General features: G+C 68.6%; 13 protein-coding genes. 5 read left to right on the forward strand and 8 right to left on the reverse strand.

Annotation, left to right across the window (positions count from 1 at the left end; all coding sequences use genetic code 11):
* The first annotated feature begins 103 nt into the window (after nt 1-103).
* The gene (locus QO015_RS02555; protein ID WP_266281669.1) at nt 104-859 is read left to right on the forward strand and encodes a FadR/GntR family transcriptional regulator; all 756 of its coding nucleotides are present in this window, start codon (nt 104-106) and stop codon (nt 857-859) included.
* Between the two features lie 8 nt (nt 860-867).
* On the opposite strand, the gene QO015_RS02560 is transcribed toward QO015_RS02555, so the two are convergent.
* A complete protein-coding gene (locus QO015_RS02560; RefSeq protein WP_266281668.1) occupies nt 868-2,250 on the reverse strand; it encodes a sensor histidine kinase in 1,383 nt (460 codons plus the stop codon).
* Between the two features lie 145 nt (nt 2,251-2,395).
* On the opposite strand from QO015_RS02560, the gene QO015_RS02565 reads away from it, so the two are divergent.
* On the forward strand, nt 2,396-3,184 hold the full coding sequence (locus tag QO015_RS02565; protein ID WP_266281667.1) for a Crp/Fnr family transcriptional regulator: 789 nt from the start codon (nt 2,396-2,398) through the stop codon (nt 3,182-3,184).
* A 1-nt stretch (nt 3,185) separates the two neighbouring features.
* On the opposite strand, the gene QO015_RS02570 is transcribed toward QO015_RS02565, so the two are convergent.
* From QO015_RS02570 to QO015_RS02580, 3 genes are all read right to left on the reverse strand, one after another.
* Nucleotides 3,186-3,908, reverse strand: coding sequence for a CBS domain-containing protein (locus QO015_RS02570; protein WP_266281666.1), 723 nt, complete (start codon nt 3,906-3,908; stop codon nt 3,186-3,188).
* Nucleotides 3,909-4,089: 181 nt separating this feature from the next.
* Nucleotides 4,090-6,003 (reverse strand): hybrid sensor histidine kinase/response regulator, encoded by a 1,914-nt coding sequence (locus QO015_RS02575; RefSeq protein ID WP_266281665.1) that lies wholly within the window; start codon nt 6,001-6,003, stop codon nt 4,090-4,092.
* 23 nt (nt 6,004-6,026) lie between these two features.
* Complete coding sequence (locus tag QO015_RS02580) at nt 6,027-6,779, reverse strand: Crp/Fnr family transcriptional regulator (RefSeq protein ID WP_266281664.1); 753 nt, start codon at nt 6,777-6,779, stop codon at nt 6,027-6,029.
* A gap of 149 nt (nt 6,780-6,928) precedes the next feature.
* Between QO015_RS02580 and QO015_RS02585 the strand changes: the two genes are divergently transcribed.
* From QO015_RS02585 to QO015_RS02595, 3 genes are all read left to right on the forward strand, one after another.
* Nucleotides 6,929-7,651, forward strand: coding sequence for a response regulator (locus QO015_RS02585; protein WP_266281663.1), 723 nt, complete (start codon nt 6,929-6,931; stop codon nt 7,649-7,651).
* Nucleotides 7,652-7,906: 255 nt separating this feature from the next.
* A complete protein-coding gene (locus QO015_RS02590) occupies nt 7,907-8,542 on the forward strand; it encodes a DsbA family oxidoreductase (protein WP_266281662.1) in 636 nt (211 codons plus the stop codon).
* 115 nt (nt 8,543-8,657) lie between these two features.
* Nucleotides 8,658-9,074 (forward strand): VOC family protein, encoded by a 417-nt coding sequence (locus QO015_RS02595; protein ID WP_266281660.1) that lies wholly within the window; start codon nt 8,658-8,660, stop codon nt 9,072-9,074.
* Here QO015_RS02595 and QO015_RS02600 read toward each other — a convergent pair.
* The 4 genes from QO015_RS02600 to QO015_RS02615 form a co-directional block, all read right to left on the reverse strand.
* Nucleotides 9,071-9,616 carry a putative glycolipid-binding domain-containing protein gene (locus QO015_RS02600; RefSeq protein ID WP_266281659.1) on the reverse strand — a complete coding sequence of 182 codons (546 nt, stop codon included), beginning with the start codon at nt 9,614-9,616 and terminating at the stop codon, nt 9,071-9,073. The two genes, QO015_RS02595 and QO015_RS02600, sit on opposite strands and share 4 nt — an antisense overlap.
* Before the next feature lie 71 nt (nt 9,617-9,687).
* On the reverse strand, nt 9,688-11,142 hold the full coding sequence (locus tag QO015_RS02605) for an NAD-dependent succinate-semialdehyde dehydrogenase (RefSeq protein WP_266281658.1): 1,455 nt from the start codon (nt 11,140-11,142) through the stop codon (nt 9,688-9,690).
* Nucleotides 11,143-11,152: 10 nt separating this feature from the next.
* Entirely contained in the window at nt 11,153-11,902 is a 750-nt protein-coding gene (locus tag QO015_RS02610; protein ID WP_266281657.1) for an HAD family hydrolase, read from the reverse strand.
* A complete protein-coding gene (locus QO015_RS02615; RefSeq protein ID WP_266281655.1) occupies nt 11,899-13,449 on the reverse strand; it encodes an acetolactate synthase large subunit in 1,551 nt (516 codons plus the stop codon). Before QO015_RS02615 ends, QO015_RS02610 begins: the two co-directional genes overlap by 4 nt.
* Nucleotides 13,450-13,579: the final 130 nt, after the last annotated feature.

Genomic DNA, 13,579 nt, shown 5'->3' on the forward strand with positions numbered 1-13,579 from the left:
GTGCAGCCGGATCGAAGCGTGTCACGGCCGGGCCAATGCCCGGCCTCGGCCTTTCATGCGCCGCGCCGGTCGAAGGTCGATCCTGCAAGAACGCCAGTCCTGAATGAGCGAGCCGGGCAGCCTCCTGCGCTCGCTTTCGGGCAAACCGGCGGCGCGCAATTTCCACACCTTCGTCATCAACGAGATCGGCGCCTCGATCGTCGCCGGCCGCTATCCGGTCGGCTCGATCCTGCCGAGCGACGCCGAGATGATGGCGAATTTCGGCGTGTCGCGTACCGTGCTGCGCGAGGCGCTGCGCACGCTGGAAGCCAAGGGCATGGTCGAGGCAAGGCCGAAGGTGGGCACCCGCGTCTCGCAGCGCAGCCGGTGGAACTTCTTCGACCAGCAGGTCCTCGCCTGGCATTTCGAAGCCGAGCTCGACGCGGACTTCGTCTCGGGCCTCTTCGATATCCGCGCCGCGCTTCAGGCACGCGCCGCCGACCTCGCCTCGCGCCGCCGCAATGCCGAGCAGATCCGCCTGCTCAAATACTGGGTCCACCAGATGGAACTCGCCGAGGACGACGCCGAGTCGCACGCGCTGGCCGAACTCGAGGTGCACCGGATCGGCGTCGAGGCGTCCGGCAACCCGCTGCTTCGCTCGTCGATCGGCCTCGTCGAACTGACACTGGCCCTGACGGCGATCGCCGGGCCCGACGAGGCGGCGCGCCGCGCCGCGCGCACGGCGCTCACGGGGCATTGCCAGGCGCTCGTCTCCGCCATCGAGAAAGGCGACAGCGCCGCCTCGGCCACGGCAATGGCCGAAGCGATCGCCACAGGACGCGACCGGGCCGTGACGGGACGGCGGCTCAGCCGTCCCTGAACGACACTTCAGCTCGCCAGTCGCGCCGCCGGCATGTCGATGGTAACGACGAGCCCGGTAGGCAGCCATTCACGGCTGAACGTGGCGTTGAGCTGCATCTGCACCACGCGTTCGGAAAGGCTCGTGCCGAAGCCGCTGCGCGTCGGCGGACCGGCGACACGCGGGCCCCCGGTTTCCCGCCAGACGAGCACAAAGCGGTCGTCCGTCGCGGCCGAGGCGACGCCGACGATGCCGCCATCGGTGGCGAGAGCACCGTATTTCACCGCGTTTGTGGCGAGTTCGTGCACGATGAGCGCGAGCGCGGTCGCCGCCTGGAGTCCGATCTCGCGATCGTCGCCGTCGACGACGATGCGCGAACGATCGGCGGCGTTATAGGGCTCGACGAGACGCGACAGCAGCCCCTGGACGGTCTGCGGCCCGGGCGTCGCCGAGGCCGGGCTGTGCGGCCGTACATAGTCATGCGCGGCCGCCAGCGCCTGGATCCGCGCCTGGACCGAAAGGGCGAACGGCCGCGACTCCGGCTGTGCGCGGGTCGGCAGCATCACGAGGCTGGAAACCACGGCGAAGATGTTGCGGATGCGGTGCGACAGTTCGCGGGCGATCAGTTCGCGCTGCGCCTCCGCCTCCTTCAGGTCCTGGATATCGGTGCAGGTGCCGTACCAGCGCACGATCCGCCCGGCCTCGTCGCGCACGCACTGCGCCCGCCCGATCACCCAGCGATAGCTGCCGGAGCGATGCCGGAGCCGGTATTCGATGTGATAGGGCTCGCCGGTCGCGAGGCTCTCGCGCCAGCGCTCCCAGGCGCGCTCCTGGTCGTCGGGATGGAACATGCCGTTCCAGCCCTCGCCATCGGTCGTCCCCTCGGGCACGCCGGTGAACTCGTACCAACGGCGATTGTAGTAGTCGTGATAGCCGTCGGGCGTGGTGGACCAGATCATCTGGTCGATGGAGTTCGCGATCGCCTCGAAGCGCATCTCGCTCTCGCGCAGCGCCGCCTCGACGTCACGCTGCTCGGTGATGTCGAGAACGATGCCCGCGACCCTGCCATCGTCCAGCCGGCCGCCGCGGAGCAGCAGGGCGCAGGCCGTGCCGCCGACGCTCGCGGAATATTCGACGAGCAGGCGCGGCAGCGAGCCTTCACCCACGGCGCGGAGAACCGCGCCCAGGCGCTCGCGATCGCCGACGGCGACCAGGGCCTTCAGATCGGAGAGGCGACGAACGACGGTCCGGCTGGCGGCGCCATGCAGCGACCAGAAGCAGGAATCGCCATCCAGACGGTCCGACGCGGCATCGAAGACGAATGTCCCGACGGCTCCGGCGGCGTCCAGTGCGAGACGGAGCCGATCCCCATCGTCCCGTCGCCCAGTGGGCGGCGGTCTATCGTCATTCATGGGGCACGGTCTCCGCAGCGCGAGGAATCCCGGCTGAAGCGCCGTTCTAGCTGCAGCTCTGCAACAAGTCTGCCCACAAGTGAACAGAACGCATTGTCGCGCGTTGAGAGCGGCAGCCGATCCCAGACGAGGAATGCCCAGCACCATGGCTCTTGCGGAAAGACTTGCCGATGCGCCCGTCAACAACCTCCTGCGGGTTCTCCGGCCGACCGATCTCGCGCTCATAGAGCCGCATCTCTCGCAGGGCGAGGTGAAGGCCGGCGACGTCCTCTATGAACCCGGAGACGACGTGAAGCGCGTTTTCTTCCCCTGTGACGCGACGCTCCTCGCCTTCCGGGTCATGCTCGCCGACGGACGGGCGGTCGAGACGGCGCTGGTCGGGCGAGAGGGTGCGCTCGCCGGCATCGTCAGCCAGGGTCGTCTGCCGGCCTATTCGCGCGCCGAGGTGCAGTTCGGCGGCCCGCTCCTTTCCATGGAGATCGAGGCGCTCGATCAGGCCAAGCTGAAGTCGGCGGCGATCCGCAACGTCTTCGCGCGCTATGCCGACTGTCTGATGGCTCAGGTGTTCCAGTCGGTCGCCTGCAACGCCGCGCATTCGATCGAGCAGCGCACCGCGAAATGGCTGGTCTCGGCCATGGAGAGGACCGGCGATGCGTCGCTGCCCCTCACGCAGGATCACCTCGCCGGAATGCTCGGCGTCGGCCGGAGCTATGTCAGCCGCGTCATCCAGACGTTGAAGCAGCGCAATCTCGTCGAGACGCGGCGCGGCCGGCTGACCGTGAACGATCCGACGGCGATGGCCGAGCTCTCATGCGCGTGCCAGTCGGCCGTGCGCCACCATTTCGACGAGGTGCTGAGCGGGGTCTATCCCGAAGAGCCGATCCGCGGCGCCAACGGGGTGATGCACCCCGCCGTCGCGATGCGGGAGGACTAGATCAGTCCTGGCCGTCTTTCGGCGGCATGATCACGAGGCCCGAGATCGGCTCGACGCAGACGAGGTTGTCGACGACCTTCTTGACGCCCGGCACGTTCTCGCAGACGACGCGCGCCGCCGCACGCTCGCGCTCGTCGAAAATGGTGCCCGTCAGGTCGACCTCGCCATCGGCGACATGGACGCGGATGAGGCCGTTGCCGCTCCAGGACTGCCGTCCGAACTCCTTCGTGAGGGCGGCGCGAATCGAGACGTCGTCGTCCGGCGCGGCGGCGGCCTCGGCTCTCGCCTTCACGAGCGCCTTCATGAGATCCGAGCGGCTCACGATGCCGACGAGCCTGCCGCCGGCATCGACCACGGGGACTCGCTTGACGCGGCGGCGGGTCATAATGTCGACGATCGCCTCGAGCGCCACGTCGCCCGTCACCGTCTCCACGTCATGGGTCATCACTTCGCCGACGCGGGTCGCATGGGCCTGCACGTAATCGGAGGCGGCCTGACCGGGCGAGAGGAGGAACTCCAGCCAGCGCGCACGCTTGCGGCCGGTGCCGAGCTCGCCGCGACGGAGGAAGTCGCCCTCGCTGACGATGCCGACCAGCCTTCCGTCGCCCTCCACGACCGGCAGGCCGCTGATCTTGTGCGAAAGCATCAGCTTCGCCGCGTCGTCGATCGTCGTCTGCGGACCGACGCTGATCACAGGCGAGGTCATGATGGTCTCGGCGCGCATGGCCGCTTCTCCTTGCATGCTGGGCGCTCGGGCCCTTGTTCTTTGGCGCGGACGCGAGGCCGTGTCCCGGTTGCGGGCGAAGCGGCCGTCGCTTTGGCGAGGCGCGCATCATAAGCCGCCCGTAGAATTTCGCCACGGCCAACTCGTCGCCGGCCCCAGCTGCCGATGCCCCGCGGCCCCCTCAGCGCGGATCGAGCAGCGCGCGCAGGCGGCGCGCCAGCGCCTCGGTCGTGTAGGGCTTTCGCAGCCAAGTCCCCGTGGCCGACCGGCCCCTCTCGGCGATGCTCGGCTCGGCATAACCGGACGTGAGCAGCACCTTGATCGCGGGCCTGAGCGTCCGGACCCGCGCGGCCAACGTGTCGCCATCCATGCCGCCCGGCATCACGACGTCGCTGAACATGAGGTCGATATCCGGCGTCTCGCCGACGATGGCGAGGGCCTCGTTGGGATCGGCGGCTTCGATGACGCGATAGCCGAGTTCACGCAGCCGCGCCACGGCGACGCGGCGCACGCGCGGCTCGTCCTCGACCACGAGAATGGTCTCGGTTCCGCCGGGAAGCGCAGGCTCGGGCCGGACCGACGGCCCGGCCGGATGGCTCTCGGCCGGCTTCTGCGCCGAGGGAAGATAGATCCGCACGATCGTGCCATGGCCCGGCTCGCTGTCGAGCCGGATGTGACCGCCCGACTGCGTCACGAAACCATAGACCATGCTGAGGCCGAGCCCCGTCCCCGCGCCGGCCGATTTCGTCGTGAAGAAGGGTTCGAAGGCGCGCTGGCGAACCTCGGGGGTCATGCCCGCGCCGGTGTCGGAGACGGAGATGAGCACATAGTCGCCGGGCCGCATGTCCGGCCGGACGCCCGACTCGGCCGGGCTGATATCGGCATGCGTCACCTCGACGGTGAGCCGGCCGCCGCGCGGCATGGCATCGCGGGCGTTGAGAGCGAGGTTGAGGAGCGCGTTCTGCAACTGCGACGCGTCGATCATCGCGTGGTTGGACGAGCCGGTGACGACGGTGCGCAGCTCGATTGTCTCGCCGACCGCGCGGCGCAGGAGATCGGAGAAATGCGCCACGAGCTGGCCGACATCGGCGAGCTGGGCATGCAGCGGCTGCCGACGGCCGAAGGCGAGCAACTGGCCGGTGAGGCGGGCGCCGTCGTCGGCCGCTTCCTGCGCCGCCTGGATGAGTTCGCGCGCCGGACCCTCGGGAACGCGGCGCTCGACCATCTCCAGATTGCCGGAGATCACGGTGAGGAGATTGTTGAAATCGTGCGCGATGCCGCCGGTCAACTGGCCGATCGCCTCCATCTTCTGCGCCTGGCGCAGCTCCTCCTCCATCTTGTGACGGCTGGTCAGGTCGCGGATGAAGCCTGTGAAGATCCGCTGGCCGCGCGTCACCGTCTCGCCGACCGCGAGTTCCATCGGAAAGCGCGTGCCGTCCTTCTTGAGGCCGGTCACGATGCGGCCATAGCCGATGATGTGGCGGCGGCCGGTCGCGAGGTAGCGCGAGAGATAGAGATCGTGATTGTCGCGATCCGGCGGCGGCATGAGCATGCTGACATTGCGTCCGCGCACCTGGTCGGTCGTATAGCCGAACAGCTTCTCGGCCGCCGGGCTGAAGGACGCGATCTTGCCCTCCTGGTCGATGACGACCATGGCCTCGGGGACCGTCTCCAGAATCGAGCGCAGATGCGCCTCGCGCGCCGCGAGATCGGACTGCGCGCGCTTCAGGTCACTGATATCGTGGTTGATCGAGAGCAGCCCGTCCTCGGGCAGGGCGATGAGCCGGCGCCGGACGCAGAGCAGGCGGCCGTCGCGGTGGCGCTGCTGGACCTCGCCTTCCCAGTTGCCCGTTCCGGCGACCATCGCATCGACGGCCTCCCGACCTTCGCCGGGTTCGGTCCCGAGCAGCTCCGCCTCGACACGGCCGATGGCCTCGTCGCGCGGCCAGCCATAGAGCGCCTCGGCGCCACGCGTCCAATGCGTGATCCTGCCGTTGCCGGCCGACCTCACGACGATGCTGGCGCCGTCCAAAAGGGCGGCGATGTCATCCAGACTGGTGCCGGTGGCCGGCACGGTTACGGTCGTGTCGCTCACGATCGGGCCTCTCGTGGAACCCGTTAGTTGGGCCACACCGCCTGACGGGTGTAGGCGACGCCGATCGGGTCGTGATCGCCATCGTCGCCTTCGCCGGCCAGAAACTCAAGCTTGGAGAGCTGCCGTACGACGATCGCGTGGCGACCGCAGGCGGCGATGACGCCGCGGCCCGTGAGGCGCGTCATGATGCGCGAAACCGTCTCGATGGTGAGGCCGAGATAGTCCGCCATGTCGAGGCGGGTCATGGGCAGTTCGACCACCGGCTGCACGGGTGCATCGCCGGACAGGCGCCGGGCGAGGACCAGCAGGAAGCTCGCGACGCGCTCCTCGGCGCTCTTGCGCGCCAGAAGCACCATCTGGTCCTGCGCCGCCGCCATCTCGTCGGAGAGCCGCGCGAAGAGCTCGGGCCGCAGCGTCGGCGACGCGTTGACCTCCTCGTCGAAACGGCTCCGGGCGAGGCGACGGATGCGCACCTTGGTCACGGCCTCGGCGGTGTAGAGGTAGCGCTCGCGGAGCGACAGGCCGACCAGATCGCCGGGATAGAGGAAGCCGGTGATGACCCGGCGGCCGTCTCCGATGATCTTGTAGACGCGCAGGACGCCCTCGGCGATCTGGAAGAGATGCGCCGCGGCATCGCCTTCCCAGAACACGGCCGCGCCGGGCTCGAATCGCTCGCAGGGCTGGCGGCGGAAGAGGCCGGCGAGCCCCTCGCCCGCGCCGGTGACCGGAAGCCGAGGTTCGTGCCTGGCCGGGGCGATCATCTGTTCGCTGTACATGGGGAGTTCCTCGCTGCGGTGGTGTTCGCTTGAACGCCATCTGAGGCGGGGTCGGTGACGCGGGAACGATAGCCGTGCTACGTTTGGTGCGCGTTTGTAACAGTGTGTGACAACCTCCGATTTCATGACGTTCCGCGAGTCGTTTCTCCATGGCTGATCCTGCCCGGCGACAGGAGCATCTGCTGGTCGTCGACGACGATGCCCGGATCCGCCAGATGCTTGCCCGCTATTTCGAAGACGAGGGCTACCGCGTGACCACGGTCGACGGCGGCAAGGCGATGCGCGAGACGATGGCGCGGACGCCTGTCGACCTCGTGATGCTCGACCTGATGCTGGGCGGCGAGAACGGCCTCGATCTCGCCCGCGAGTTGCGGGCCGAGTCGGACGTGCCGATCATCATGCTCACCGGGCGCGACGACGTCGTCGACCGGATCGTCGGGCTCGAAGTCGGCGCCGACGATTACATCGCCAAGCCGTTCCATCTGCGCGAGGTGCTGGCGCGGGCGAAGTCGATCCTGCGCCGCAAGGCTCCCGCCGCGACCGCTGAGGACGCAGGCGCCAAGACGATCCGCTTCGACGGCTGGCAGCTCGATCTCGATCGGCGCCGCCTGCTCAGGCCCGACGGAGCGGACGTGTCGCTCACCACGGGCGAGTTCGACATCCTGGCGGTCATGGCCCGCCATCCGGGTCGCGTCTTCTCGCGCGACATGCTGATGGAATTGACGCGAGGCCGTTCGCTGGACGCCTTCGACCGGACGATCGACGCGCAGATCGCGCGGCTGAGGCGCAAGATCGAGACCGACCCCGCGCAGCCGTCTCTCGTGAAGTCGGTGCGCGGCGTCGGCTATGTCTTCACCGGCAAGGCGGGCTGAGCCGCCCGTGCCGGTACTCCTGTTGGCGTGTTTCTAGAAGGCGACGGCGGCGCCGAGGCCCAGCATGGCGCCGAGCACGCCACCGCAAATCGCGGCGAAGGCAAAGGCGAGGATCGTCCGCATCGAGGGTACCATTCCTGTTCGGTGCAATCATCGGGACTGCGGTAACACCGGCGTTCCTTCTTGCCAGTGATCGTGTTCACCGCCATGGTCCCGCTCTGCCGGGAGACGCCCGGCGCGAAGGATCGTTCCCCCATGACTGCGCTTTCCATCGATCTCGTCACCGACATCGTCTGCCCCTGGTGCTTCATCGGGCTGACGCGGCTCGACAGGGCGCTCCAGGAAAGCGGAATCGAGGCCGAGATCCGGCACCATCCCTATTTCCTCGATCCCGATCTGCCCGAGGACGGCGTGGACGTCGCCGAGCGCCTCAAGGCGAAATATGGTGGCGATATCGGGGCGATGTTCGCGCGCGTCGAGGCGGAGGCGAAGAAGAGCGGCATTGCGCTCGATCTTTCCAGGCAGCCGCGCCAGCGCCCGACCGACCGCGCGCATGCGCTCATCGCCGCAGCCGAGGCGAAGGGCACGCAGCATGCGCTGGCGCGGGCCTTGTTCGAGACGCATTTCATGGAGCATCGCAACATCGCCGATCCGGAGGTGCTGGCCGAGGTCGGCGCTCGCTTCGGCTTCACGAAGGACGAAGCGCTGGCCGCGATCGATACGCCCGCCCTCGCCCGCGTGCGCGAGGCCGCGGCCGGCATGGCCCAGATGGGGATCGGCGGCGTCCCGTTCTTCGTCTTCGATCGCCGACTCGCCCTGTCCGGCGCGCAGGCGGAGGAGACCTTCATCGACGCCCTGCGTCAGGCCACCGAGCCCGCTGCCGCGCGCTGAGGCGCTAGCGCCGCGGCCTTGCATTCGTCGCGCGACGGCCCAAATCGGGAACTATGGTTTTCGCGGCCGCCGCTCGCCGGCGGCCATCCCATCGCATGTCTTTCGGGAGACCCTCATGACCGATCGCTCCCATCTCTATCCGGCGCTGCGCTATCGGGATCCGCGCGCCGCAATCGATTTTCTTGTCAATGCCTTCGGCTTTTCCGTTCATGCGATTCATGAAGGCCCGTCCGGCGGCATCGCCCATGCGGAGCTGAGGCTCGGCGATGGCCTGATCATGGTTGGAACGCTCGACCCCGCTTTCGCGGCCGAGGGCCGAACCGTGACCGGCGGAACCTCGGGCATCTATGTCTCGGTCGCCTATGTCGACGCCCATCACGACCGCGCGGCGGCGGCAGGAGCGGTCGTCACGAGGCCGCTCGCCGACACCGACTACGGCTCGCGAGAATATTCGTGCCGCGACAGCGAGGGGTATGAATGGTCGTTCGGGACCTATGATCCCCTCGCGAATCCGATCGACGACATAGTCTAGAGGATCCGGCGGAAGAGGCCTTCGTAGAGGGTCACGAGGCCTTGCTGGTCGACATCGATCATCGCCTCGAAGCTGCCGTCGACCGACTGGTAGCGATAGCGGCGACCAGCCTCCACGCAGGTGTAGCGCTGCCGGTCGAGCGAGAGGTCGAGATCGGGAAAACGGACATAGAGTGTGGTGATCTCTGCGGCTTCGCCAGCGGCGAGACCGAGCCGGCGGATCGGCAACGTGTTGGTGAACGGGCTCGCCGAAAAGTCGACGTCCAGAGCCCCGGCGAGCGCGGTCAGCTTCTTGCCGTCGGAATTGCGCCATTTGCCGTCGCCGTCGGACTGAAGCGTCAACTTCGGCCCCCCGGTCACGGACACATGGGCGCGGGAGACGGTGCCGTCCGGATGGCAGGTGACCTCGTAGGACGCCGCGAAATGCGCATCGCCGCCCGAGAGCAGCGCGCCTTCGGCCACGAGGCCGCCGGCCCTGTCGGCGAGCACCAGATGCTCGACACCCATGCCATCCCAGCTCTGCCAGCGAACCGCTTCCGCCATGATGATCCTCCCGCCGCGCACGCGCTCGTAGATGACGCGCGAAGGGCTGCCGGGTTCCGGATGGCAGCAGCCTAGCGGTCGAGACCCGCGACGAGCAGATATTTCTTCTCGACGAATTCCTCGATGCCGTGATGCGAGCCCTCGCGGCCGTTGCCGCTCTCCTTCACGCCGCCGAAGGGCGCGAGCTCGGTCGAGATCAGGCCCGAATTGATGCCGACCATGCCGTATTCGAGGCCTTCGCCAACCCGGAAGATGCGGCCGACATCGCGCGAATAGAAATAGGCTGCGAGGCCGAATTCCGTGTCGTTGGCGGCGCGGATGACCTCCTCCTCGGTCTCGAAGCGGAAGACAGGCGCGAGCGGGCCAAAGGTCTCCTCGCGCGCGAGCTGCATCGCGGCGGTGGCGCCCGTCAGAACGGTCGGCTCGAAATAGGCGCCGCCCAACGCGTGACGATGGCCGCCGAGCACGATGCTTGCGCCCTTCGCCCTGGCATCGGCGAGATGCTCCTCGACCTTGGCGATGGCCTTGTCGTTGATGAGGGGGCCCTGCGTCACGCCGGCCTCGACGCCGTTGCCGACCTTGAGCTTCGCCACCGCAGCCGTCAGCTTTTCGACGAAGGCGTCGTGGATGCCGGCCTGGGCATAGATGCGGTTGGCGCAGACACAGGTCTGGCCCATGTTGCGAAACTTCGAGACCATCGCGCCCTCGACCGCCGCATCGAGATCGGCATCGTCGAAGACGATGAAGGGCGCGTTGCCGCCGAGCTCGAGGGCGACCTTCTTCACCGTGCCGGCCGCCTGGCGCATCAGCAGCTTGCCGACATCGGTCGAGCCGGTGAAATTGACGAGCCGGATCGCCGAATGGCTGGTCAGCACGCCGCCGATCGCCTTCGAATCGCCGGTGACGACATTGAAGACGCCCTTCGGGATGCCGGCGCGATCGGCCAATTCCGCAAGAGCGAGAGCCGTCAGCGGCGTCTCGCCCGCGGGCTTCACCACGATGGTGCAGCCGGCGGCCAGCGCCGGCGCCGCCTTGCGGGTGATCATGGCGGCCGGGAAATTCCACGGCGTGATCGCGCCGACGACGCCGGTCGGCTGGCGCAGCACGAGGATGCGGGCATCGGCGCGATGGCTCGGCAGCGTCTCGCCGGCAATGCGCTTCGCCTCCTCGGCATAGAACTCGATATAGGACGCGGCGTAGTCGATCTCGCCCTTCGCCTCGGCGAGCGGCTTGCCCTGCTCGCTCGTGAGGATCAGCGCCAGGTCGTCGCGATGCGCCATGATGCGCTCGTACCACTGGCGGATCAGCTTCGAGCGCTCCTTGGCCGTGCGGGCGCCCCACGGCTTGAACGCCGCCGCGGCCGCGTCGACCGCCGCTGTCGCCTCATCGGCGCCGAAGCGCGGCACACGCGCGATCACCGCGCCGGTCGCCGGGTTGGTGACCTCGCTCTCGCCAGTGCCCACCCAGGCGCCGTCGACATAGCACTGCTCCTTGAGGAGCGTCGGATCGATGAGGTCGAGAGACATGATGATCGCCTTACGCTGCCGGCCCGCCGGCCGCCTCGTGATCGAGGATGTTGAGCAACTCGGGAAGCGCCATGATGCTTCCGATGACATGATCGGCATGCGGCGCCAGAGCCTCGGCAGAGAGATAGCCGCTGGCGACGCCGACCGCCAGCACCCCGGCCGCCCGAGCGGCGTCGAGGTCGTGCAGCGTATCGCCGATCAGCGCCGCCTCGCCCGGCGCGATCCCGAACGCGTCGAGGAAGGCATGGATCTGGCCGGGATCGGGCTTGCGGCCATGGCCGGAGTCGTAGCCGATGACCGCGTCGAACAGATGATCGAGGCCGAGCTTCCCGGCCTGCGCGCGGGCGCCGCTCTCGGTATCGTTGGTGACGATGCCGAGAAGATAGCCTTCCGCCTTGAGCAGCGTGAGCAGGCTGGCCGGATCGCCGATCGGCGCCACCGAGGCCAGCGCACCGGCATTGAACAGCTGTTCCAGCCGCCGCACGAAGGCATCGTCCGATGCGATGCCGATGGTGGGCGCGAACTCCGCGGCGATGTCGACGATGGTGCCGCCGATGAAGGGCGAGGAGGAACGGATCGCGCGCGTGTCGCGGTCGAAATGCAGGATGTCGGCCAGCCGGGCATGGAGGGCGTCGTCCTCGCCCGCGAGCGTCGCGAGCACCGAGGCGGCGGCGCCGTTCCAGGTGATCGCGAAATCGACCAGCGTTCCGTCCTTGTCGAAGAGAAGCGCCTTCAGCCGCGTCGCCTTCAGCCGATTCATGGAATGATCGCCTCGATCAGAAAGGGTCCGGGGCGGCGGAGCGCCGCCATGTAGAGGTCGGCGAAGCGTTCCGTCGTCTCGGCACGGGCGGCCTCGACTCCCATGCCGCGCGCCATCGCGACCCAGTCGAGCGGCGGTCCGTCGAGCCGCAGCATGCGCTCGGCATTACGGTCGAAATGCGTGACGCCGACATTCTGCATTTCAAGGCGGAGGATCGCATAGGCGCTGTTCGAATAGATGACGAACAGGATGTCGAGATTCTCCCGCGCCGCGGTCCAGAGGCCCTGCACGGTATACATGCCGCTGCCATCGGCCTGCAGCGCCACCACCTTGCGGTCGGGACGCGCGATGGCCGCGCCGACGGCCAGCGGGATGCCGATTCCGATCGCCCCGCCCGTCAGCATGAGATAGTCGTGCCGGGCCCCGCCCTCGCTCAGCGCATAGAAGCCGCGGCCCGAGGTCAGCCCCTCGTCGACGACGATCGCCTCGTCGGGGAGATGGGCGGCGGCGATCACGGAGATGGCCTGGTCGGTGAGCGGTCCGGCCACCATCGATTCGTCCACCCCTCGCGCCGAAGCGGTCGGCGCCGCCTTGGCGTCCAGACGCTCGGCGAGGCGCAGCATCGCGTCGTCCACCGCATCCCCTGCGTCGGCGAGCGCGACGATCTCGGCATGGGGAGGAGCAAGACGGCTCGGCTTGCCGGGATAGCCGAAGAAGGCGACGGGCTCTCGCGCGCTCACCAGCACGAGCACATCGATCTCTTCGAGAGCCGCGCAGGCGAGATCGACGGGATAGGGGATCCGCTCCAGCGCCGGCCGGCCGCCGCCGCGCTCGCTCCGTGTGATGAAGACCTCGCCGAAGAGCCGCGTTCCGCAGCGCGACGCGATCCGGCCGGCGGCATCGAGTGACGTGCCCCGCGCCGCCGCGCCTCCCAGCAGCAGGCCACCCCTCCTCCCGGCCGCTGCGAGGCGGTCGGCGGCGGCGGCAATCGTGCTTTCCTCGATCACAACCGGCCGCGGCTCTGGCGCGACCGGGATCGCGGCCTCCGCGGCATCGCCCCAGGCGCGGTCGGCGGGCAGGATCAGCGTGGCGACGCCCGGCGTGCCCCGCGCCGCCGCGATCGCCTCGGCGGCCGCAGGCGCGACGTCGTCGGGCGAGCGGACGCGCCTGACGACATGCGACATCGGACGCGCCAGGGCCTCGATATCGGTCGTGAGCGGCGCGTCGAAGGGCAGGTGCCAGGCGGCATGGTCACCGACGATGTTGACCATCGGCGTGCGGGCGCGACGGGCATTGTGGAGATTGGCGAGCCCGTTGGCGAGGCCAGGCCCGGTATGCAGCAGTGTCGCGGCCGGCCGCTCCGCCATCCGCGCATAGCCGTCGGCCGCGCCCGTCACCACGCCCTCGAAGAGGCCGAGAACACAGCGCATCCCGGCGCGGCGGTCGAGCGCCGCCACGAAGTGCATTTCCGATGTGCCGGGATTCGCGAAGCAGACATCGATGCCGTTGGCGAGGAGCGTATCGCAGAGCCGATCGGCGCCGTTCATGTGTTCCCCCGGTTGCCGGCTGGCGAGGGCGGCAGACTTGCCCGCCCGCCGGGGACTGTCAACCGAGCCAGGAGAGAGGCATTCCCGCAACCCTCCGGAAAAGTTCGGCGGCCTTGGCTCTTGAACGATT

This window comes from Kaistia geumhonensis (assembly GCF_030815145.1).
Classification (GTDB): Bacteria; Pseudomonadota; Alphaproteobacteria; order Rhizobiales; family Kaistiaceae; genus Kaistia; species Kaistia geumhonensis.

Excerpts from the sequence above, each read along its gene's own strand:
- QO015_RS02615 (WP_266281655.1), bottom strand. The coding sequence starts at position 13,449 with ATGAACGGCGCCGATCGGCTCTGCGATACGCTCCTCGCCAACGGCATC.
- QO015_RS02605 (WP_266281658.1), bottom strand. The coding sequence starts at position 11,142 with ATGTCTCTCGACCTCATCGATCCGACGCTCCTCAAGGAGCAGTGCTAT.
- QO015_RS02565 (WP_266281667.1), top strand. The coding sequence starts at position 2,396 with ATGGCTCTTGCGGAAAGACTTGCCGATGCGCCCGTCAACAACCTCCTG.
- QO015_RS02555 (WP_266281669.1), top strand. The coding sequence starts at position 104 with ATGAGCGAGCCGGGCAGCCTCCTGCGCTCGCTTTCGGGCAAACCGGCG.
- QO015_RS02600 (WP_266281659.1), bottom strand. The coding sequence starts at position 9,616 with ATGGCGGAAGCGGTTCGCTGGCAGAGCTGGGATGGCATGGGTGTCGAG.
- QO015_RS02580 (WP_266281664.1), bottom strand. The coding sequence starts at position 6,779 with ATGTACAGCGAACAGATGATCGCCCCGGCCAGGCACGAACCTCGGCTT.
- QO015_RS02570 (WP_266281666.1), bottom strand. The coding sequence starts at position 3,908 with ATGCGCGCCGAGACCATCATGACCTCGCCTGTGATCAGCGTCGGTCCG.
- QO015_RS02595 (WP_266281660.1), top strand. The coding sequence starts at position 8,658 with ATGACCGATCGCTCCCATCTCTATCCGGCGCTGCGCTATCGGGATCCG.
- QO015_RS02610 (WP_266281657.1), bottom strand. The coding sequence starts at position 11,902 with ATGAATCGGCTGAAGGCGACGCGGCTGAAGGCGCTTCTCTTCGACAAG.
- QO015_RS02585 (WP_266281663.1), top strand. The coding sequence starts at position 6,929 with ATGGCTGATCCTGCCCGGCGACAGGAGCATCTGCTGGTCGTCGACGAC.
- QO015_RS02560 (WP_266281668.1), bottom strand. The coding sequence starts at position 2,250 with ATGAATGACGATAGACCGCCGCCCACTGGGCGACGGGACGATGGGGAT.
- QO015_RS02590 (WP_266281662.1), top strand. The coding sequence starts at position 7,907 with ATGACTGCGCTTTCCATCGATCTCGTCACCGACATCGTCTGCCCCTGG.